Annotated in this window: 15 protein-coding genes; 7 read left to right on the plus strand and 8 right to left on the minus strand. The window is 74.2% G+C overall.

The genetic code is table 11. The features are described from left to right. Window positions 1-101: 101 nt before the first annotated feature. From ABT093_RS31445 to ABT093_RS31460, 4 genes are all read right to left on the minus strand, one after another. Window positions 102-830, minus strand: a complete 729-nt coding sequence (locus ABT093_RS31445; RefSeq protein ID WP_350570218.1) for a nucleoside/nucleotide kinase family protein — start codon at window positions 828-830, stop codon at window positions 102-104. A gap of 13 nt (window positions 831-843) precedes the next feature. Next, window positions 844-1,800: a S66 peptidase family protein gene (locus ABT093_RS31450; RefSeq protein ID WP_350570219.1), complete on the minus strand. Its 957-nt coding sequence runs from the start codon at window positions 1,798-1,800 to the stop codon at window positions 844-846. Window positions 1,801-1,891: 91 nt separating this feature from the next. Then, entirely contained in the window at window positions 1,892-2,929 is a 1,038-nt protein-coding gene (gene trpS / locus ABT093_RS31455; protein WP_350570276.1) for a tryptophan--tRNA ligase, read from the minus strand. A 265-nt stretch (window positions 2,930-3,194) separates the two neighbouring features. Then, complete coding sequence (locus ABT093_RS31460) at window positions 3,195-4,712, minus strand: APC family permease (protein WP_350570220.1); 1,518 nt, start codon at window positions 4,710-4,712, stop codon at window positions 3,195-3,197. Window positions 4,713-5,122: 410 nt separating this feature from the next. Here ABT093_RS31460 and ABT093_RS31465 point away from each other — a divergent pair, with 410 nt between their 5' ends. Both ABT093_RS31465 and ABT093_RS31470 read left to right on the plus strand, forming a co-directional pair. Next, window positions 5,123-6,247, plus strand: a complete 1,125-nt coding sequence (locus ABT093_RS31465; RefSeq protein ID WP_502884356.1) for an ABC transporter substrate-binding protein — start codon at window positions 5,123-5,125, stop codon at window positions 6,245-6,247. Window positions 6,248-6,454: 207 nt separating this feature from the next. Beyond that, window positions 6,455-7,471: a hypothetical protein gene (locus tag ABT093_RS31470; protein ID WP_350570221.1), complete on the plus strand. Its 1,017-nt coding sequence runs from the start codon at window positions 6,455-6,457 to the stop codon at window positions 7,469-7,471. A 48-nt stretch (window positions 7,472-7,519) separates the two neighbouring features. Here ABT093_RS31470 and ABT093_RS31475 read toward each other — a convergent pair whose 3' ends face one another. Next, window positions 7,520-8,056: an NUDIX hydrolase gene (locus tag ABT093_RS31475; protein WP_350570223.1), complete on the minus strand. Its 537-nt coding sequence runs from the start codon at window positions 8,054-8,056 to the stop codon at window positions 7,520-7,522. 199 nt (window positions 8,057-8,255) lie between these two features. Between ABT093_RS31475 and ABT093_RS31480 the strand changes: the two genes are divergently transcribed. Then, window positions 8,256-9,269: an ATP-grasp domain-containing protein gene (locus tag ABT093_RS31480; RefSeq protein WP_350570224.1), complete on the plus strand. Its 1,014-nt coding sequence runs from the start codon at window positions 8,256-8,258 to the stop codon at window positions 9,267-9,269. 64 nt (window positions 9,270-9,333) lie between these two features. Here ABT093_RS31480 and ABT093_RS31485 read toward each other — a convergent pair whose 3' ends face one another. Beyond that, window positions 9,334-13,185, minus strand: coding sequence for an ABC transporter ATP-binding protein (locus ABT093_RS31485; RefSeq protein ID WP_350570279.1), 3,852 nt, complete (start codon window positions 13,183-13,185; stop codon window positions 9,334-9,336). A 500-nt stretch (window positions 13,186-13,685) separates the two neighbouring features. Then, the gene (locus tag ABT093_RS31490) at window positions 13,686-14,393 is read right to left on the minus strand and encodes an SACE_7040 family transcriptional regulator (RefSeq protein ID WP_350570225.1); all 708 of its coding nucleotides are present in this window, start codon (window positions 14,391-14,393) and stop codon (window positions 13,686-13,688) included. A gap of 134 nt (window positions 14,394-14,527) precedes the next feature. Between ABT093_RS31490 and ABT093_RS31495 the strand changes: the two genes are divergently transcribed. From ABT093_RS31495 to ABT093_RS31510, 4 genes are all read left to right on the plus strand, one after another. Continuing rightward, a complete protein-coding gene (locus ABT093_RS31495; protein WP_350570226.1) occupies window positions 14,528-16,216 on the plus strand; it encodes a carboxyl transferase domain-containing protein in 1,689 nt (562 codons plus the stop codon). A 109-nt stretch (window positions 16,217-16,325) separates the two neighbouring features. Next, window positions 16,326-18,572 (plus strand): acetyl/propionyl/methylcrotonyl-CoA carboxylase subunit alpha, encoded by a 2,247-nt coding sequence (locus ABT093_RS31500; RefSeq protein ID WP_350570227.1) that lies wholly within the window; start codon window positions 16,326-16,328, stop codon window positions 18,570-18,572. Continuing rightward, a complete protein-coding gene (locus tag ABT093_RS31505; RefSeq protein WP_502884357.1) occupies window positions 18,569-19,588 on the plus strand; it encodes a hydroxymethylglutaryl-CoA lyase in 1,020 nt (339 codons plus the stop codon). The genes ABT093_RS31500 and ABT093_RS31505 overlap by 4 nt, the downstream gene beginning before the upstream one ends. A gap of 95 nt (window positions 19,589-19,683) precedes the next feature. Next, window positions 19,684-20,874, plus strand: a complete 1,191-nt coding sequence (locus ABT093_RS31510) for an acyl-CoA dehydrogenase family protein (protein WP_350570228.1) — start codon at window positions 19,684-19,686, stop codon at window positions 20,872-20,874. Between the two features lie 105 nt (window positions 20,875-20,979). Here ABT093_RS31510 and ABT093_RS31515 read toward each other — a convergent pair whose 3' ends face one another. After that, entirely contained in the window at window positions 20,980-21,750 is a 771-nt protein-coding gene (locus ABT093_RS31515; protein ID WP_350570230.1) for a bestrophin-like domain, read from the minus strand. Window positions 21,751-21,772 lie beyond the last annotated feature (22 nt).

The raw sequence follows: 21,772 nt of genomic DNA on the forward strand, positions 1-21,772 counted from the left end.
GACACGCCTCGGCCCGTAACCGGGAAGAGGTGGTGTTTCAGAGGATTGGCCGCCCCGGGACCGTCCGCGCAGACGCGTGTCCGGTGCTCCCAGCCGAGCGACTAGAGAACACTACGCCCATTCGGGGGCTGAGGCAAACGGCCTACTCGGACGACGCGGGTGCAGGCGGCACGGCCGGCCTTCACGTACTCGCCGTTGGGGTGGTCGTTGCCGGTGACCCACCGGCGGGCGGTGGCCTCGTCGCGGCCCCCGGCGCGGTGGCGGTCGAGGAGGCGGGCCTCGCGGACGGCGTCGTCGGTCTCGACGTACCAGAGTTCGCGCAGCAGGCCGCGGGCCTCGGGCCAGGGGTGGTCTGCGGCGGCGAGGTAGTTGCCCTCGGTGATGACGAGGCGGGTGTGCGGGTGGACGACGTGGCGGGCGGCCACCGGTTCGTCGAGGTCGCGGTCGAAGTCCGGGACGTAGATGTCCTGGAAGCGCTCGGTCGCGACCCGGCGCAGCAGGGAGAGGTAACCGTGGGCGTCGAAGGTGGCGGGTGCGCCCTTGCGGTGGCCGAGGCCGAGGCGTTCCAGCTGGGCGCCGGAGAGGTGGAAGCCGTCGAGGGGGAGGTAGGCGGCGCTGCCCGGGCCCTCGCGGTGCTCGACCTCGTCGACGAGGTGCCGGGCCAGGGTGGACTTGCCGGCGCCGGGCGGGCCGGCGAGGCCGAGGATGGCGCGGGCGTTGCTGCCGGGGCCCCGCAGCAGGCCGAGGGCGAGGGCGGTGAGGCTCTCCGCGTCGAGGGCGGCCTCGGCGGGGGTTCCCGTGGATGTCCCGGTGGAGCGGTCCGCGTTCATGGGCGAACCCTACTCAGCGTTCGGCGAGGGCCGGCAGGTCCAGGGTGAGGGTGCCGGCGTCGGCGTCGAGCAGGGCGAGGACGCCGAGCGGGACGGTCAGGGTGGAGGGGCCGTGGCCGAATCCCAGTTCCCAGATGATCGGTATGCCGAGCGGTGCGAGGCGGTCGAGCATGACGTCCCGGACCCGGTCGAGCGGGCCGCAGCCCTCCCAGGAGCCGAGGGCGATGCCGGTGACTCCGTCGAAGGCGCCGGAGCGCAGGAGCTGGGTGAGGAGGCGGTCGAGCTGGTAGGGGTGCTCGTTGACGTCCTCGAGGATCAGGATGCTGCCGGCGAAGGAGGGGCGGGCGGCGGGGGTTCCGCGTTCGGCGGCGAGGACGTGGGTGCAGCCGCCGGCGGTGATGCCCCGGGCGCGGCCGGGGACGAGGGCGGTGGCGGTGGCCGAGGTGAGCACGGTCGTGGCGGCGGGGTCGAGGAGGGTGCGGCGCAGGTGTTCGGCGGTGGGCCCGTCCTCGAGGAAGGTGGCCGTGGCGCTCATCGGTCCGTAGAGGGTGGCGAGGCCGAGGCGCTGGGCGAAGGCCTCGTGCAGCGAGGAGACGTCGCTGAAGCCGATCAGCACCTTGGGCGGGGCGGCGCGCAGGGCGTCCCAGTCGAGGAGGTCGACCATGCGGTGGACGCCGTAGCCGCCGCGGGCGCAGATGACGGCGTCGACGGTGGGGTCGAGCCAGGCGGCCTGGAGGTCGGCGGCGCGATCGGCGTCGGTGCCGGCGAGGTGGCCGAGGACGGGGTGGGTGTCGAGGACGTGCGGGGCGACGGTGACGCGCAGGTCCCAGGAGCGCAGCAGGGCGGTGCCGGCGGCGAGGCGCTGGGGGTCGATGGGGCCGCTGGTGGCGACCACGGCGATGTGGTCCCCGGGCCGGAGGTGGGGCGGGCGGGTCAGTCCTCGGCCGGGGGTGGTCGGGTGCTGGTCCATGGCCGGGTTCCTTCCGGGGTGCGGTGTCTCGGGCGCGGGGGTCCCGGGGCCGGTGCGGGACCGGCCCCGAGAGGTTATGCCCCTGACGCGTTCACAGCGATCCCATGACCTCCCGGACTTCGGCGAGGGTGGCGTCGGCGATCGCGTTGGCGTGTTCGGAGCCGGCGCGCAGGACGTCGCGGAGGTGGCCGCGGTCGGCGGCGAGTTCGGCGCGGCGGGCGCGGATCGGGCGGAAGTACTCGTTGACGGCCTCGGTGACGGTGCGCTTGAGCGCGGCGGCGCCGCCGTCGCCGATCTCCTCGGCGACCTCCTCGGGGGCGCGGTCCTGGCAGAGGGCGGCGAGCAGGAGGAGGTTGGAGACCTCGGGCCGGGCGGCGGGGTCGTAGGTGATGCGGCGGTCGGCGTCGGTCTTGGCGCCCTTGAGGAGACGCGCGGTGGTGTCCTCGTCGGCGGCGAGCGGGACGGAGTTGCCGCGGCTCTTGCTCATCTTGCCGCCGTCGGTGCCGAGCAGCAGCGGGGCGGCGCCCAGCAGGGCCCGGGGACGGGGGAAGACGGTGGTGCCGTCGGGGCGGGGGTAGCGCTCGTTGAAGCGGCGGGCGACGGTGCGGGCGACCTCCAGGTGGGGCAGCTGGTCCTTGCCGACGGGGACCAGGTCGGCCTTGCAGAAGAGGATGTCGGCGGCCTGGTGGACGGGGTAGGTGAGCATCAGTCCGTTGACGGCGGCCTGGCTGGAGTGGGCGATCTCGTCCTTGACGGTGGGGTTGCGGTGGAGCTCGGCGACGCTGACCAGGCTGAGGAAGGGAAGCAGCAGCTGGTTGAGGGCGGGGACGGAGCTGTGGGTGAAGATCGTGGCCCGGTCGGCGTCGATGCCGGTGGCGAGGTAGTCCAGGACGAGGTTCTCGGTGTGCTCGGCGAGGCGGTCGGCGAGGTCCCGGTCGGTGATGACCTGGTAGTCGGGGATGACCAGGAACATCTCGACGCCCAGGCGCTGGAGGCGGACGCGGTTGCGGAGGCTGCCGAAGTAGTGGCCGAGGTGGAGCGGGCCGGTGGGGCGGTCGCCGGTGAGGACGCGGTGGGCGGCCGGGTTGTCCCGGAGGCTCTCGTCGAGAGTGTCGGGAGTGTCGAGCATCTCGGGGGTGAGGGCGGCGGGGCCGGCGGCGGTCGTGGTCGTGGTCACGGGGTTTCTCCTCGGTACGGCGGTGGTGGCGGCCGTCCGGGGCTCGGGGCCCGTCCCGTCGGAGAAACGCAGCAGGGCCGTCCATCCCGGACGGCCCTGGTCAGGCGTGGCTGGTGGCCGTCCTAGGACGGCCACCAGTTCAGACCTGCGAAGCGCTTCATGGGTTCGAGGATAGCGGGTGCCCGCCAGGGTCCGCCGTGGTTACCCCGGTTCGCCGTCAGTCCTCGACGACGAGGGCGGGGGTGTCCTTGCGGAGCGTCTCGCCCCGGAAGAAGGCGGGCCGGTAGACGCCGTACACGAGCATGAGCACCGCGCCGAGCAGCAGGATGCCGACGCCGATGACGAACACCGAGCCGATGCCGAACACGGCGCCGCTGCCGTAGGCGGGGTCCCAGGCGTCGGTGAGGGTCTGCAGGAAGACGCCGCTGAGCAGGACACCGCCGAGCAGCGGGGCGATGCCCTTGACGACGAGGTCGCGCAGGCTGTCGCGGAGCGAGCGGCGGAAGTACCAGACGCAGGCGAAGGCGGTCAGCGCGTAGTAGAAGCAGATCATCAGGCCGAGGGCCAGGATGGTGTCCTGGACGACGTTCTCGCTGATCACGCTCATGCCGACGTAGAAGGCGGCGGTGGCGATGCCGGCGGCGACGGTGGCGAAGCCGGGGGTGCGGTGGCGCGGGTGGACGGTGCCGAAGCGCGGCGGCACGGCGCGGTAGGCGCTCATCGCGAGCAGGGTGCGGGCGACCGGGATGAAGGTGGTCTGCAGGCTGGCGGCGGCGCTGGCGACGACGGCCACGAAGAGCAGGATGCTCCACGGGGAGCCGAGCACCGGGCGGGCCAGGGCGGCGAAGACGTTGTCGGCGGTGTCCGGGTTGCCGAGGCCGGTGCCGTTGGTGCCGACGCCGGCGAACATCTGGGCGGCGATGGCGACCAGCAGGTAGGAGCCGACCAGGGTGACCATGGAGATCATCGCGGCCCGGCCCGGGGTCTTGGCGCTGCCGCTGGTCTCCTCGTTCATGGTGAGGCAGGTGTCCCAGCCCCAGTACATGAAGATCGACAGCGACAGGCCGGCGGTGAACGCGCTGAACGAGCTCACTTCGAGCGGGTTGAGCCAGGAGGCGGAGAAGCCGATCGAGTCGGGCAGGTCGCCGGCGGCGGCCTTGGCGATGGCGATGCCGGCGAACAGCAGCAGGACGGCGAGCTGCAGGCCGACCAGGCTGTACTGGAACCACTTGGTGGCCGTCATGCCGCGATAGCTCATCGCGGTGGCGGCGGCGATGAGCACGACGACGGTGGCCAGGTGGACGGCCTTGTTGTCGTTGAGGTCGGCGACGGCGCCGCTGCCGGTCATCTCGCCGAGCATGAGGTACAGGAAGTCGGTGGCCACCCCGGCCAGGTTGGACAGCACGATGATCGTGGCGACCGTCAGGCCCCAGCCGGCCATCCAGCCGACCCGGGGGCCGAAGGCCTTGACCGTCCAGGTGAAGGACGTGCCGCAGTCCGGGAAGTCCTTGTTGAGCTCCTTGTACGCGAACGCGACGAGCAGCATCGGCAGGAAGCCGGCCAGGAAGACCGCGGGCATCTGGACGCCGACCGCCGTGACGGTCGGCCCCAGGGTCGCGGTCAGGCAGTAGACCGGGGCGACCGTGGAGACGCCCAGGACCACGCTGCTCAGCAGGCCGACGGAGTTGCCCCGTAGGCCCTTGTCCCCCGCTGCCCCCGTCGCCCCCGCCGCCACCGGTCCGGTTCCGGGGGCTCCACCACTGGCACCACTGACCGGGGCACCCTGCGGAGCGGCGGGCGCCGTTGCCCGGCCGCTGCTTCCGTGCTCTGAGAGCTGCTGATCAACCACCAGCGCACCCTAGGTGCGCGTACCGAAGGTTGAGTAGGCCAACCTCGGGTGATCTGAGCCACTCCCTTTGATTTGCCCGCCATCGACCAACAGTTGGCCGATGATGCATGGGCCGTTAAGGCGTGTACCTTTATTTCTAAGGGTTGTTACCGAATTGATGTGCCGGAATCGTCATGGTTTGTGATGTTTTCGAACCGGGTTTCGCGCCCTCGGGCGGTCCGGCGGGGAGCCCGCCGGGGACGTCGGATAGGTTTGCCTCACCTAACCCCGACGCCCCATCCCTGGAGGAGTGCCGCGTGTCCCCCACCCCCGGCCAGCCCACCGCCCACCGCCCCAGCCGCCGGACCCTGCTCACCGCGGCCCTCACCGGCGGAGCCGTTCTCGGCCTCGGCGGACTGCTCACCGCCTGCGGCAGCTCGGGCGACTCCGGCACGGACGGCTCCGGCTCCACCGGTTCCGGCGGCGGGACGGCCAAGCCCTCCGGCGGCTCCTCGCCGGACCAGAAGTCGGTCAAGCAGGGCGGCGACGACTACGCCACCGTGATCGAGAAGATGAAGGGCTTCGGCACCGACGCCGCCCCCGGCGTCTACCCCCGGACGATCAAGCACGCGATGGGCGAGACGGTCATCCCCGCCAAGCCGGTCCGGGTCGTGGTCCTCGACACCGGTGAGCTCGACAACGTCGTCTCGCTCGGCATCCAGCCGGTCGGCGTCGTCCACACCGACGGCTCCAAGAAGATGCCGTCCTACCTCGGGGACAAGGCCGGCAACCCCACCGACGTCGGCACCATCAACAGCCTCAACCTGGAGGCCATCGCCGCGCTCAAGCCCGACCTGATCCTCGGCAGCCAGCTGCGCGCCCAGGACCAGTACGCGCAGCTCTCCAAGATCGCGCCGACCGTCTTCTCGCTGCGCCCCGGCTACCCGTGGAAGCAGAACTTCCTGCTCAACGCGAGCCCGTTCGGCCTGGAGGCGGAGGCCAAGGCCCAGCTGGACGCCTACCAGGCGGCCGCCGCGGCGATCGGCGCCAAGCTCGGCGACAAGAAGCCGACCATCTCGCCGCTGCGCTTCATGCCCGGCAAGACCCGGCTGTACGCGGAGCTGTCCTTCATCGGCACCATCCTCATCGACGCCCAGCTGCCGCAGCCCAAGATCGAGCAGGTCAAGGAGCTCGCGGTCGAGATCAGCCCCGAGCAGATCGACAAGGCCGACGCCGACTGGATCTTCTACGGCGTCTACGGCACCCCCAGCTCCACCAACCAGGACACGGTGCTCGGCGGGGCGCTGTGGAAGACGCTCGGCGCGGTCAAGTCCGGGCAGGCCCGTCCGGTGTCGGACGAGACCTGGTTCCTCGGTCTCGGCGTGGCCGCGGCCAACGTCGTCCTGAGCGAGCTCAAGGGCTTCGTGGCGCCCGGCGCCTGATCCGCGCTCACCGGGCGCCGCACGGGGCCGGTCCGGGCCGACGCGGTCCGGACCGGTCCGAAGGGGCGTCAGGGCGCGGGGCGGGCGGGACGGATGGGGCGGATGGGACAGAACGGCGGCGTGGGGCGCGCGGGGCGGAAAGGCGCTTGGAGCAGATCGCCCGGTGCGGGAGGATCGACGGCACCGAACCCCGAAGGGCCCGTACCAATGACCACGCTCGACCAGACCGCCGCCGACCCGCCGCCGTCGGCCCCGCCAGCCGCGCCGCCGGCCCCGTCCGTGCCCGCGCCCGCGCCCGCGCCTGCCCGCGAGGACGGGGCCGCGCAGGCCTCGGGATCCGCGGGAACCGCCGCGGGCGGTGCCGCGGGCGCCGTGCCGCCGGGCGGCGCGCCCCGCTGCTCGATCGCGGCGGCGGTGGCCGACGGCCGGACGGGCGGGACGGCCGGCGTCCTGCCCGGCGGTTCCGTGCCGCAGCCGCGCGGCGGCGGTGCCGGCGACCGGACCGGCGCCGCGCTCGGCCGTCCGGGTGACGGGGCCGCACCGGAGCGAACCGACGGCACGGACGGCGCCGGCGGTGGCGGCGGCGAGGGCTTCGTCCGCCTGCAACAGCCGCCGGCCGCCCAGGACCGGACCGTCCCCGTGCTGCGCGCGGCCCGGGAGGAACTGCGCACCCTCGCCACCCGGCGCCCGGCTCCATCGCGCCGGCTGCGCCGGATGCACCCGCAGGCGGCCGGTCCGCTGCGGCCGGACACCCCGCGCACCGGCCCCGGAACGGCGGCGGACGTGCCGTCCGTCCCCGGGCCGCGCACCGACGACGACCGGACCGGCGCCGCCGCGCGGCCGGCGACGGGCACCGAGGCCCCGCTGGGCGTCCTGATCGGCGCCACCCCGCACCTGCCGGAGGCGGCCGGGCGACCGGGGCCGGCCGGCACGGCCACCCGGCCCGAGGAGCGCCCCGCCATCCGCGCCACCGCCGAACTCGTCCGGCTCGGCCGGGGGACCTGCCTGGTGGTGCTGCCCGCGTGGCGGCCCGCGATCGCCGTCTCGGTGCCGACCGAGCTGCTGCTGGGCGCCACCGGCCTCGCCTACGAGCGGCTGGCCGGGGCGCAGCTCTCCGTCGTGATCAACCCCGGCGCGCTGCACGACCGGGAGCTGGAGCCGCGGGACTGGCGGGCCGGCCCGCCCGGGCGGACGGGCCGGCGCGGCGGGCGGCGCACGGTCTAGGCCGGCCGGTTCAGGGGCGGACGGGCCGGTGAGGAGCGGGGCGGCCGTTCAGGAGCGGGCGGGGTCGGCGTTCGGGATGTAGCCGAGGTCGACGGGTTCGGGTGCCCGGCGGTCGGTGAGCCAGCCCTCCCGTACGGCCGCCAGCAGGTCGGGCAGCCGGGGCGGCCAGAGGGCGTCCGCGTTCTCGTCGGCGAGGTCCTGCGGGGTCCACCAGCGCCAGTCGAGGATCTTGTCGGCGGCGTGCATCGCGCTGACGTCGCCGACCGGGCCGCGGTGCGGGCCGCTGGTGAGGTAGATGTGCTCGTGCTGGCGGACGGGCGTGCCGTGCCAGGTGAAGTCGTGCTCCCAGGTGCACAGCAGCGGGCCGGGTTCGAGGTCGGACCAGCCGGTCTCCTCCCAGAGCTCCCGGCGTGCCCCGGCCCACGGGGTCTCGCCGGGCTCGATGCCGCCGCCCGGCATGGTCCAGTGCACGCCGACCTCGCTGTTGTCCGAGCGCAGGAGGAAGACGGCGCCCCCTTCGTCCAGGACGACCGTGCGGGCCGCCTGCCGGGGGGTCCTTCGCGCGTTGCGCCACAGGTTTCGCATCGGGTCACTCTCGCAGCGGGCCGCGCGGGCGTCGAGTGGATTCCGGCCGGGGCCGGCCCGGTGGGCGGGGCTGTCGGCGCGGGCCGCCGGGCGGCTGCCCGGGCGGCCTCCCGGACGGGGCCGTCCATGCGGGGTCCAGGCCTGTGACGTCGGGGTTTTGACGGCCCGCCGGTCAGCCGGTGGCCTTACCCTGACGCCCATGCCCGCACCCGCCTTTCTCCTCCCCGCCCATCCGCTGGACCCGCGCCGGGTCGATCCGCAGTTCGCCTGGGAGGCCCGGCTGCTGCGCGACCTGGGCGGCGAGCACCACCTGGTCGACCACGACGCGCTGCTCGCCGGGGACGCCCACGGGGCCGTCCGCCTGGTGCCGGCGGGGCGCGGGCCGTTCTGGTACCGGGGGTGGATGCTGCCCTCGCCCCGCTACGCGGACTTCGCCGCCGCCCTGTCGGAACGCGGCGGGCAGCTGCTGACCAGCCCGCCCGGGTACGCCTCGGCGCACGAACTGCCGGGCTGGTACGAGGTGTTCGAGGGGGCCACGCCGCAGAGCGTCTGGCTGCCGCTGGCGGGCGCGGGGGGCGAAGCCGGGGCCGGAGCGGAGCCCGGGGCGGGGATCGAGCCGCCCGGTGCGGAGCGGCTGGCGGCGGCCGTCGCCCGGCTGGGCGGGCAGGGGCCGGCGATCGTCAAGGACTACGTGAAGTCCCGCAAGCACGAGTGGGACGAGGCCTGCTACATCCCGGAGTTGGCGGACCTGCCGGCCGTCGGGCGGGTGGTCGCGCGGTTCGTGGAACTGCAGGCCGAGCATCTGGCGGGCGGTGTGGTGCTGCGGCGGTTCGAGGAGTTCACCCGGGTGGTGTGGGACACCCCCGGCACCCCGGCCGGCGGTTCCGGGGGCGACTCGGAACCGCCGGCCGGGGGCCGCGACACGCGACCGGACGGTCGGCGGCGGGCGGTGGAGGCCCGGGTGTGGTGGCTGGACGGCGAGCCGGTGCTGGTCGGGCCGCACCCGGACCTGCCCGGCTGCCCGGCCGCGCCCGACCTGTCCGTGGTCCGGCCGCTGGTGCGCGCGCTGGGCTGCCGGTTCGTCACCACCGACCTCGCCGAGCGGGCCGACGGTTCCGGGTGGCGGGTGGTCGAGGTCGGGGACGGGCAGGTGAGCGAGCTGCCCCGGGGGATCGATCCCTCGGGGCTGCTGATCGCGCTGCTCGCGGCGTGACGCCGGCGAGATGCTGGCGGGCCGGGGCGCGGGTGCCGGTTCCGGTACCCACGGCCCGGTCCGGTCATCCGACGATCGCGTCCGCGGCCGCCACGGAGGCGGCGGCGCTCCGGTGGTGGCCCTCGGCCACGAACGCCTGCCAGAGCCGGGTGTACGCCCCGCCCCGGGCGAGCAGTTCGGCGTGCGTGCCGTCCTCGACCACCCGGCCGTGGTCCAGCACCACGACCCGGTCGGCCCGCTCGGCGGTGGTCAGCCGGTGGGCGATGACCAGGGTGGTGCGGCCGCCGCTGAGCCGGTCCGCGGCGTGGTTGACCGCCGCCTCGGTGGCCAGGTCGAGGGCCGCGGTGGCCTCGTCCAGCAGCAGGATGTCCGGGTCGACCAGCTCCGCCCGGGCCAGCGCGATCAGCTGGCGCTGGCCCGCCGAAAGGTTGCGCCCACGCCCGGCGACCTCGTGGTCGTAGCCGTCGGACAACCGGACGATCATGTCGTGCGCGCCGACCGCCCGGGCCGCCGCCTCCACCTCGGCCGCCGAGGCGCCGGGCCGGCCGTACGCGATCGCCTCGCGCACCGTCCCGGCGAACAGGTAGGCCTCCTGCGGCACCACGCCGAGCCGGTGCCGGTACTGCGCGAGGTCGTAGCGGGTCAGGTCCACGCCGTCGACCCGGACGGTGCCGGACGTCGCGTCGTAGAACCGGGCGACCAGCTTGACCAGGGTCGACTTGCCGGCCCCCGTCTCGCCGACCAGCGCCACCGTCTGCCCGGCGGGGATCCGCAGGCTGACGTCGGTGAGGACGTCCGGGGCGCCGTCCGCTCCCCCGTTGTAGGCGAAGCCGACGCGGTCGAACTCGATCTCGCCGCGCAGTGCGGCCCGGACCGGCACCGGGTCGGCGGCCTGCGCGGTACTGGTCGGGGTGCGCAGCAGTTCGCGGATCCGGCCGAGGCCCACCGCCGCCTGCTGGTAGCCGTCGAACACCTGGGAGAGCTGGTTGACCGGCGCGAAGAACAGGTCGATGTAGAGCAGGTACGCCACCAGCGCGCCGACGGTGAGCGTGCCGGAGTCCACCCGCGAGGCGCCGACGATCAGCACCAGGGCGGCGGCCACGCTGGAGAGGAACTGCACGAACGGGAAGTACAGCGATATGTAGAGCTGGGCCCGGACGCGGGCCTGCCGGTAGGCGATGCCGCGGGCGACGAAGCGGTCGGTGTTGGTGTCCAGCCGGCGGAACGCCTGGACGATCCGCATGCCGGCCACGTTCTCCTGGAGATCGGCGTTGACCGTGCTGATGAGGTCCCGGGAGATCTCGTACTGGGCCTTGGACTTGCGTCGGAACACCAGGGTGGCCACGACCAGTGGCGGCAGCACGGCGAAGACCGCGAGGGCGAGTCCGGCGTCGATCACCAGCAGGGCCGCGAGGATGCCGAGGAAGGTCAGCAGGCTGACGACGGCCGTGACCACGCCGGTCTGCAGGAACGAGGTGAGCGAGTCCAGGTCGGTGGTCATCCGGGTCATGATCCGGCCGGACAGCTCGCGCTCGTAGTAGTCGAGGCCGAGCCGGTTGAGGTGGGCGAAGATCTTGAGCCGGAGGGTGTAGAGCACCCGTTCGCCGGTGCGGCCGCTGACCCGGTTCTCGGCGCTCTGCACCAGCCAGTCCAGCAGGACGATCGCCAGGGCGGTGAGCGCGGCGACGGCGACACCGGTCATGACGCCCTTGCTGACGCCGTCGTCGATGCCGTGCCGGATCAGGATCGGCAGGACCAGGCCGGCGCCCGCGTCCAGGGCGACCAGCACCAGGGCGAGGGCGAGCGGTGCGCGGAAGGGGCGCAGCAGGCGGCGGAGGCTGAAGTCGGGGTCGCCGTGCTCGGCCTCGGCGCGGGGGATCGCCGGGGTGTCGGTGGCGGGCGGGAGGGCGGTGACCCTGGCGAGCAGGTCGGGTGCGGCGGTGCGGGCCGCCTTGGCCAGGGCCGGGGTGGGCATCGCGGGGCGTGCGGGCGGCGCGGCGGCGGGGGCCGGCCGCGCCGGGTCCTTCGCTTCGGCCGGGTCGCCGGCCACCGTCGCTTCGGCTGCTTCGGCCAGGCCGGAGGGGTCGGACGGCTTCGGTGCGGCGAGGGTGCGCCCGGCCTCGGGGTCGGTGATCAGGGCCCGGTACTGGGGACATCGGGCCTCGAGTTCCTCGTGCGTGCCGAGGTCCAGCAGCCGGCCGTGGTCGAGGACGGCGATCCGGTCGGCCAGCTGGAGGGTGGAGCGGCGGTGCGCGATCAGCAGCGTGGTGCGGCCGGCCATGACCGAGCGCAGCGCGTCGTGGATCTCCGCCTCGATCTGCGGGTCGACCGCCGAGGTGGCGTCGTCGAGGAGCAGGATGCGGGGGTCGGTGAGGATGGCGCGGGCCAGCGCGATGCGCTGGCGCTGGCCGCCGGAGAGGGTGAGGCCCTGCTCGCCGACCTTGGTCTCGTAGCCGTCGGGCAGGGCCCGGACGAACTCGTCGGCCTGGGCGGCGCGGGCGGCGGCGACGACCTGCTCGTCGGTGGCGTCCGGGCGCCCGTAGGCGATGTTGGTGCGGACCGTCTCGGAGAAGAGGAAGCTCTCCTCGGGCACGATGCCGACGGCCGCCCGGACCGAGTCGAGGGTCAGGTCGCGCAGGTCGTGGCCGTAGAGCCGGACGGTGCCGGCCGCCGGGTCGTAGAACCGCGGCACCAGCTGGGCGACGGTGGACTTGCCCGAGCCGGACGCGCCGACCAGGGCCAGGGTCTCGCCCGGGGCCAGGCGCAGGTCGAGGTCGTGCAGGACGGGCGAAGGGTGCTCGGGGTCGTAGCGGAAGCCGACCCGGTCGAACTCCAGCGCCACCTCGGTGGTGAGCGGGCCGACCACGCGCGGGCCGGTGGTGCCGGGCCCGCCGGCGCCGGACGGCGCGGAGGCCTCGGTGCCGGCGGGGGCGACGGCCGGGGTGCGGGCGAGGTCGAGGGTGACGGCGTCCGGGCGTTCCTGGACCAGCGGGCGCTCGTCGATCAGCTGGAGCACGCGCTCGACACCGGCGCGGGCCTGCTGGCCGACCGTGATCACCATGGTCAGCATCCGGACCGGGCCGGTCATCTGCGCCACGTAGGCGGAGAAGGCGACGAAGGTGCCGAGCGTGACCCGGCCGTCGACCGCCAGCCAGCCGCCGAAGGCCAGGACCGCCACCTGGGCGAGCGCGGGGATCGCCTGCATCGCGGGGTTGTAGCGGCTGTTGAGCCGGATCGAGCGGAGCCGGGCCGCGAAGAGGTGGCGCGAGGCCGTCTCCAGCTTGTCCAGTTCCTGCGCCTCCTGGCCGAAGCCCTTGACCACCCGCACGCCGCCGATCGCCTCGTCGACCACGCCGGCCACGGCGGCGGCCTCCTGCTGGGCGGCCCAGGTGGAGGGGAAGAGCCGCTTGCGGCTGAGCACCGAGACCCACCACAGCGCCGGGGCCATGACCAGGGCGACCAGGGTGAGCGGCGGCGAGAGCCAGATCATCACGCCGAGCGACATCGCGAACATGATCAGGAAGCCGGTCATCATGGGCAGCATCGAGAGCAGCCCGTTGACCAGCTGGAGGTCGGAGGTCGCGCGGCCGACCACCTGGCCGGTGTCCAGGCGGTCCTGGCGGTGGCCGTCGAGCCTGCCGAGCGAGCGGAAGAGGTCGGCGCGCAGGTCGTGCTGGACGTCGACGGCCAGCTGCCCGCCGTAGTAGCGGCGGACCTGGGTGCAACCGAACACCACGGCGGCGGCCAGCAGCAGGACCACGGCCCAGGGGGCGAGCGGGCGGGTGTGCGCGGTGATGACGTCGTCGATGATCACCTTGGTGACCAGGGGCACCAGGGCGGTGACGGCCATGCCGAGGAGCGAGGCGCCGAAGGCGAGGAGCACGCTGCGCCGGGAGCGCCAGCAGTAGCCGAGCAGCCGGCGGAGCCAGCCCTGGCCGTCGGTGCCGTCGGCGCCGGCCTCGTGGCCGCCGTGGGCGGGGGTGCCGGCGGCGGTGTCGTCGGGAGTCGTGGGGTCCGGGGCCGGGCCCGGTCGGGCGTGCCCGTCCCCGGCGCCGCCCGGGGTGTCGGTTCGGGTGCCGCTCGGGGAAAGCTCCACCGTAGATCCGTGAGTCTCAGGCATATTTAGGGATGCTAACCATTCCGTCGGGTGGCCGCCATGGAGTTTCAGGCCAGGGCGAGCCGGGGGTCCCGGCCCGACGGAGGGGGCAACAGCCCGCAACCTGCGGTGATTCCCGGCGGACCGGACCGGCGCGCCCGCTACCAGGGTCGCCGACGAACCCCGGGCCGCCCACCGCCCAGCGGCGCAGAGCGCGGGCCTCCCTTGGTCCTAGGCCGCCGGCCCGAGCGCGCGCCCGGCCCCGCGTCCGCCGGCCGCACTCCCCCGGACGGCGCAACCAGCCCCGGCGGGATCCTGACTCAGGCCCGCGCGCCGGCGTCGGCCCCGACGCGGGTGGTCCCGTCGGCCCCGGCGGCCCCGTCGTCGGCGGCGGTGGTGACGGCGGCCGCGGCCGCCGAGAAGGCCCCGTGGGCCAGGTCGTGCAGCAGCGAGGCCATCGCGTCGCGCGCGAGCCCGGCCCGCTCGTCGCCGTGGGCGGGGTTCGGCCCGTGGCTGTGCGGGGTGGAGTTGATCAGCCCGAAGACGGCGTGCACGGACGCCCGGGCCACCGGCTCGGCGGACGGGACCGCGAGCGGCGGATAGGCCTGGCGGACCACGTCGACCCAGAGTTCCACATAGGCGCGCTGGAGACGGCGGACGGTCCGGCGGTCCTCCTCGCGGAGGTTGAGCAGTTCCCGGTCGTGCAGGGTGATCAGGTCGCGGTCGTCCAGCGCGAAGTCGACGTGGCGGCCGATCAGCGCGTCCAGCGCGGCGGCCGGGCCCTCGCTGCCGCCCGCCCGGCGGCGCCCCTCCTCCAGCAGCCGCTCGCTGATGCCGACGAGCAGGTCGGCGAGCATGGCGTCCTTGCCGGCGAAGTGCCGGTAGAGCCCGGGCCCGCTGATCCCGACGGCCTTGCCGATCTCGTCCACGCCGACGCCGAGGAAACCCCGGGCCGCGAACAGGCGGGCGGCCTCCTTGCGGATCTGGTCACGGCGTGGGAGCCCGGAGGCGGGTGGGACGTTCGGCATGCCGTCCATCGTAGACAGTGGGGTTATCGGTCGTTAACCTGGGCGACGAAAGTTAACGTTCATTAACGTGTGGGGGTCGCGGGCTCACCAGCCCTGTCGGCCCACCTGCCGCCGAGGGCAAGGGAGCTCTTGGGATGGTCATCTCCACCGCCGGCGCACCCACCGGCATCAACGGCAGCGCGGCGGCCGGCACCCCGGGCACCGCCGCTCCTGCACCCCGGCTCGGCACGGCCGCCGACCCCGGTTCCGAGGCGTACCGGACCAACACCGCCGCCCACCGGGCCCTGGTCGCCGAACTGCGCGAGAAGCTCGGCACGGCCGCGCTCGGCGGCGGCGCCAAGGCCCGCGCCCGGCACACCGCGCGCGGCAAGCTGCTCCCCCGCGACCGGGTGGACACCCTGCTCGACCCGGCCTCCCCCTTCCTCGAACTGGCCCCGCTGGCGGCCGAGGGGATGTACGACGGCGCCGCCCCGGCCGCCGGGGTGATCGCCGGCATCGGCCGGGTCGCCGGGCGCGAGGTGGTCGTGGTCGCCAACGACGCCACCGTCAAGGGCGGCACCTACTACCCGATGACGGTCAAGAAGCACCTGCGCGCCCAGGAGGTCGCGCTGGAGAACCGGCTGCCCTGCGTCTACCTGGTCGACTCCGGCGGCGCCTTCCTCCCGATGCAGGACGAGGTCTTCCCGGACCGCGACCACTTCGGCCGGATCTTCTACAACCAGGCCCGCCTCTCGGCCGCGGGCATCCCGCAGATCGCCGCCGTGCTCGGCTCCTGCACGGCCGGCGGCGCGTACGTCCCGGCGATGAGCGACCAGGCCGTCATCGTCCGCAATCAGGGCACCATCTTCCTCGGCGGGCCGCCGCTGGTGAAGGCCGCGACCGGCGAGGTGGTGACGGCCGAGGAGCTCGGCGGCGGCGACCTGCACGCGCGGACCTCCGGCGTCACGGACCACCTGGCCGAGGACGACGCCCACGCCCTGTCCATCGTCCGCACCATCGTCGCCGGGCTCGGCCCGCGCCCGGCCCGCCCGTGGCCGCTCACCCCGGCCGAGGCACCGGCCGTCGACCCCGCCGGCCTGTACGGGGCCGTCCCGGTCGACCCGCGCACGCCCTACGACGTGCGCGAGGTGATCGCCCGGCTGGTCGACGGCAGCCGGTTCGCCGAGTTCAAGGCCGAGTACGGCGCGACCCTGGTGACCGGCTTCGCCCGGATCCACGGCCACCCCGTCGGCATCGTCGCCAACAACGGCGTGCTGTTCGCCGAGTCCGCCCTCAAGGGCGCCCACTTCATCGAGCTGTGCGACCAGCGGGGCATCCCCCTCCTCTTCCTGCAGAACATCACCGGCTTCATGGTCGGCCGGCAGTACGAGGCGGGCGGCATCGCCAAGCACGGCGCCAAGATGGTCAACGCCGTCGCCTGCACCCGCGTCCCGAAACTGACGGTGGTGATCGGCGGCTCGTACGGAGCCGGCAACTACTCGATGTGCGGCCGGGCCTACTCACCCCGCTTCCTGTGGATGTGGCCGAACGCCAAGATCTCCGTGATGGGCGGCGAGCAGGCCGCGTCGGTGCTGGCCACCGTCCGCCGCGACCAGCTGGAGGCGCACGGCGAGCAGTGGCCCGCCGAGGCGGAGGAGGAGTTCAAGCGCCCCGTGCGCGAGCAGTACGAGCGCCAGGGCAACGCCTACTACGCCACCGCCCGGCTCTGGGACGACGGTGTGATCGACCCGATGGACACCCGGACCGTGCTCGGCCTGGCGCTCACCGCCTGCGCCAACGCCCCGCTCCCGGCGCCCGGCCCGTTCGGCGTCTTCCGCATGTAGCGCTCCTCCCGGGCGGCGGTCCACCCGCCCCGCCGCCTCCCCGGTGTCCGGCGCCCACCCGGTGCCACACCTCTTCGTACGGCTCCTTTCGACCGGAGGAACGCCTCCCATGTTCGACACAGTCCTGGTCGCCAACCGCGGCGAGATCGCCGTCCGGGTGATCCGCACCCTGCGGCGGCTCGGCGTGCGCTCGGTCGCCGTGTTCAGCGACGCCGACGCCGACGCGCCCCACGTCCGCGAGGCCGACGTCGCGGTCCGGCTCGGCCCGGCCGACCGCAGCGACAGCTCCGCCGCCGAGACCTACCTGCGGACCGACCAGATCCTCGCCGCCGCCCGCCGGACCGGCGCCCGGGCCGTCCACCCCGGCTACGGCTTCCTCGCCGAGAACGCCTCCTTCGCCCGCGCCTGCGCCGACGCCGGCCTCGTCTTCATCGGACCTCCTCCCGCCGCGGTCGAGCTGATGGGTGACAAGATCAACGCCAAGGAGGCCGTACGGGCCGCCGGCGTGCCGGTGGTTCCGGGCAGCCAGGCCACCGCGCCCACCGACGAGGAACTCGTCGCGGCCGCCGAGGGGATCGGCTACCCCGTGCTGCTCAAGCCGTCCGCCGGCGGCGGCGGCAAGGGCATGCGGCTGGTCCGCGACCCGGCCGACCTGCCGACCGAGATCGCCGCGGCCCGGCGCGTCGCCCGCACCGCCTTCGGCGACGACACCCTGCTGCTGGAGCGCTGGGTCGACCGCCCGCGCCACATCGAGGTCCAGGTGCTGGCCGACGCCCAGGGCACCACCGTCCACCTCGGCGAGCGCGAGTGCAGCCTGCAGCGCCGCCATCAGAAGCTGATCGAAGAGGCTCCCTCCGTCCTGCTCAATGCCGAGACCCGCGCCGCGATGGGCGCCGCGGCCGTCCGGGCCGCCGAGTCCTGCGGCTACACCGGCGCCGGCACCGTGGAGTTCATCGTCCCCGGCGTCGGCCCGGACTCCCCCGCCACCGACGAGGGCGTGCGGGACTTCTTCTTCATGGAGATGAACACCCGTCTCCAGGTGGAGCACCCCGTCACCGAGCTGGCCGTCGCCGTGGCCGACCCCGAGTCGTCCGCCGGCCGGCCCCGGCGGCTGGACCTGGTCGAGTGGCAGCTGCGGATCGCCGCCGGTGAGCCCCTCTCCTTCGCCCAGTCGGACATCTCCTTCCAGGGCCACGCCATCGAGGCCCGAATCTGCGCCGAGGACCCGGAACGCGACTTCCTGCCCACCGGCGGACGCATCCTGCTTCTCGACGAACCGCGGGGCGAGGGCATCCGGGTGGACTCCGGAGTCGCCCCCGGAACCGTGATCACCAGCTCCTACGACCCGATGCTCGCCAAGGTCATCGCCTACGGGCCCGACCGCCCGACCGCGCTGCGGCGCCTGCGCGCCGCGCTGGCCGACACCCGGATCCTCGGCGTCACCACCAACACCGGCTTCCTGCGGCGGCTGCTCGCCCACCCCGAGGTCGCCGCCGGACGGCTCGACACCGGCCTGGTCGAGCAGACGGCGCAGCAGCAGCCCGGGCTGCTCGCCTCGCCGTACTCCCCGGCCGCCGCGGTCGCACCACCGGCCGAGCCCTCCGGCTCCCTGCCGCCGGAGCCTCCGGCCCCCGCCCACCTCCTCTACTACGCGGCCGCGCTCGCGCGGCACCTGGACCTCGCCCCGGCCGCCGACGCCGACGGCTGGACCGACCCGTTCTCCCTTCCCTCCGGCTGGCGCCTGGGCGGCGACCCGGCCTGGACCACCCACCGACTCCGTACCCCCGGCCAGGAACCGGTGTCGGTGCGCGTCCGATCGATCACTGCGGGCAACGTAACGGACGCCACTGACAATCCGTCCGACAGCGCCCTGGAGGTCGAGATCCGGCTCGACGCCGGTCCGGTCCACCGGGCCCGGGCCGGCCGCTCCGGCGACCGCCTCCAGCTGACCGTCGACGGCCTGCGGACGAGTTTCACCCTCGTCGCCGACGGCCCCGCCGCGCCCGCCGGCGGCCCCGTGACCTGGCTCGGCGTCGACGGCGACGCCTGGCCGGTGCACACCCACGACGCGGTCGGCGAGGGCGCCGCCGCCGGCGCCGCCCACCACGGCGCCCTGACCGCGCCGATGCCGGGCACCGTCACGGTCGTGAAGACCGCGGCCGGGGAGTCGGTCCGCAAGGGCCAGCCCCTGCTCGTCCTGGAGGCCATGAAGATGGAACACGTGATCGCCGCCCCGCACGACGGCACGGTGAGCGAGCTGCGGGCCACCGCCGGCGCCACCGTGGCGATGGAGGAGCTGCTGGTCGTGGTGGCCCCCGCCGAGGCCGAGCCCGCCCCCGCGGCGGTGGCGTCGTGACCGCCCCCACGCCGGGAGGCGGCTCCCCCGCCCGCGAACCGGACGCCCTCGACCTGGGCCTGCCGGACCCGGTCCGCGCCCCCGGCCTGCCCGAGGAGGTGCGGATCCACGAGGTCGGCCCCCGCGACGGCCTGCAGAACGAGGGCTCGCTCGTCCCCGTCGAGGTCAAGGCCGAGTTCATCGCCCGGCTCGCGGCCGCCGGGCTGCGAACCGTCGAGGCCACCAGCTTCGTTCACCCGAAATGGGTACCCCAGCTCGCCGACGCCGAGGACCTGATGCCCCGGCTCGCCGGCCTGCCGGAGCGCCACCCCGGCCTGCGGCTGCCGGTGCTGGTGCCCAACGAGCGCGGCCTGGACCGCGCGCTGGCCCACCACGCCACCGACGTCGCGGTGTTCGCCAGCGCCACCGAGACCTTCGCCCGCCGCAACCTCAACCGCTCGGCGGACGAGGCGATGGCGATGTTCCGCCCCGTGGTGGAACGGGCCGCGGCGGCCGGGATCCCGGTCCGCGGCTACCTGTCGATGTGCTTCGGCGACCCCTGGGAGGGCCCGGTCCCGGTCGCCCAGGTGGTCCGCTTCGGCGTGCGGCTGCTGGAAATGGGCTGCGCCGAACTGAGCCTCGGCGACACCATCGGCGTGGCCACCCCCGGCCAGGTCACCGCCCTGCTCGAGGGGTTCGCCGCGGCGGGGGTGCCGACCGGCCGGCTCGCCGTGCACTTCCACGACACCTACGGCCAGGCACTCAGCAACACGCTGGCCGCGCTGCGCAGCGGGGTCACCACCGTCGACGCCTCGGCCGGCGGGCTGGGCGGCTGCCCCTACGCCAAGAGCGCCACCGGCAACCTGGCCACCGAGGACCTGGTGTGGATGCTGCACGGACTCGGCATCCGGACCGGCGTCGACCTGCGCGCCCTGGTCGCCACCAGCGGCTGGATGGCGCGCCGGCTCGGCAGACCGAGCCCGTCCCGCACGGTCCAGGCCCTGCTCGGCACCACTCCCGCCGGATCACCGGACTGACCGGACCGGCCCGCACCGACCGCCCGTCACACCCGCACGGGCGGCGGCTTCCCGACCACGCCCGCGCCCACCGGCGGGGCTCCAGGAGGATCACCATGCTCGACCACCGGTTGAACACCGAGCACGAGGAACTGCGGCGCACCGTGGCCGAATTCGCCCAGGACGTGGTGGCGCCGAAGATCGGCGAGTACTACGAGCAGGGCGAGTTCCCCTACGAGATCGTGCGGGAGATGGGGCGGATGGGCCTGTTCGGCCTGCCGTTCCCCGAGGAGTACGGCGGCATGGGCGGCGACTACTTCGCCCTCTGCCTGGTGCTGGAGGAGCTGGCCCGGGTCGACTCCTCGGTCGCGATCACCCTGGAGGCGGCGGTCTCGCTCGGCGCGATGCCCGTCTACCGGTTCGGCACGGAGGAGCAGAAGCGCGCGTGGCTGCCGCGGCTGACCTCGGGCGAGATGCTCGGCGCGTTCGGCCTGACCGAGCCCGAGGGCGGCTCCGACGCCGGGGCGACCCGCACCACCGCGCGGTACGACGAGGCCACCGACGAGTGGGTGATCAACGGCACCAAGTGCTTCATCACCAACTCCGGCACGGACATCACCGGTCTGGTCACCGTCACCGCGCTCACCGAACCGATCGCTCGTTCGAGTGAAGGAGGCGAATTCTCCTCGCCACGGCGGGAAATCTCCTCCATCATCGTGCCCACCGGGACCCCCGGGTTCCAGGTGTCGAAGAAGTACTCGAAGGTCGGATGGAACGCATCCGACACCCGCGAACTGTCCTTTACCGACTGCCGCGTCCCCGCGGCCAACCTGCTGGGCGAGCGAGGTCGCGGCTACGCCCAGTTCCTGCGGATCCTCGACGAGGGCCGCATCGCGATCGCCGCCCTGGCCACCGGCCTGGCCCAGGGCTGCGTCGACCAGTCCGTCTCGTACGCCGGTACGCGCCGCGCCTTCGGCCGGCCGATCGGCGCCAACCAGGCCATCCAGTTCAAGCTCGCCGACATGGAGATGCGCGCCCACACCGCCCGCCTCGCCTGGCGGGACGCCGCGTCCCGGCTGCTGCACTCGGAACCGTTCAAGAAGGAGGCCGCGATCGCCAAGCTGTACTCGTCGGAGGCCGCCGTCGACAACGCCCGCGAGGCGACCCAGATCCACGGCGGGTACGGCTTCATGAACGAATTCCCGGTCGCCCGCTTCTGGCGGGACTGCAAGATCCTGGAAATCGGCGAAGGCACCTCGGAGGTCCAGCGGATGCTCATCGCGCGAGAGCTCGGCGTCGTCTCCTGAGGCTGCCACAGGTCCCGTACCCGCGTCGTCCGTCGGCCCGCCCGGGCCGGCGGACCGCGGGCCCGGGCGATCACGAGAAGGGAGAGGAGACAGAGGGGGAGGGAGTCACCCCGGGCCGCCCCCGTCGATCTGGTCGTAGCGGGTCAGCGCGAGTTCGAAGGCCGTCGGCGCGACCCTGACGGCGCCGTCGAACGGACCGCTGAGCTGGAACACCAGGCTGACCGCGAACGCCACCGAGGCCCCCACGAACCCCATCAGCACGAGGTTGCGCGCGTTGGCGGTCAGCCCGACCACCGGCGGCGTCGCCAGCACGAACACCGACCCCACCACCAGACCTCCGAGCGCCAGCGTCGGCACCTGCGCGCGGATGTCCGCCAGCCGGGCGTTCCGCCGCGCGTAGACGTCCGTCAGGCTTCTCAACACATCGGCCTTGGCCGCGAGTTCGGCCGTGTTCTGACTCCGCACGGCGTCCACCGACGTCCGGATCCGGTCGGCCTCCGCCCAGGTCTCGGCACTGCCGTGCCCGTGGGCCATCTGCTCCCACTCGTCCTCGATCACCTGATGGGTGTAGTCGCGCACGCGCTGCTGCACCACCGGACGGTCCTGCACCGGCAGCAGCCGCGCCGACCAGTACACCTCGGTGAGCGCCCGGGACTCCTCGTAGGTGTGCTGGCGGGCGGTGTTGAGCTGCTGCCACGAACCGGCGATGGCGAAGCCGGTGAAGAGGGCGAAGAAGCCGAGCACCGCCGCGCCCGCGAAGCCGATCGCGGACGGGTTGGTCGCGCCCTCGCGGGAACCGCGGGACCGGCCGACCAGGGCACCGATGGCCAGCGCGAGTGCTGCGCCGGCCAGCGCCGCCACGATATTGACCCACATCTACCGACCACTCCCCCGACGT

The sequence above is a fragment of the Kitasatospora sp. NPDC002551 genome (genome assembly GCF_040296005.1).
GTDB lineage: Bacteria > Actinomycetota > Actinomycetes > Streptomycetales > Streptomycetaceae > Kitasatospora.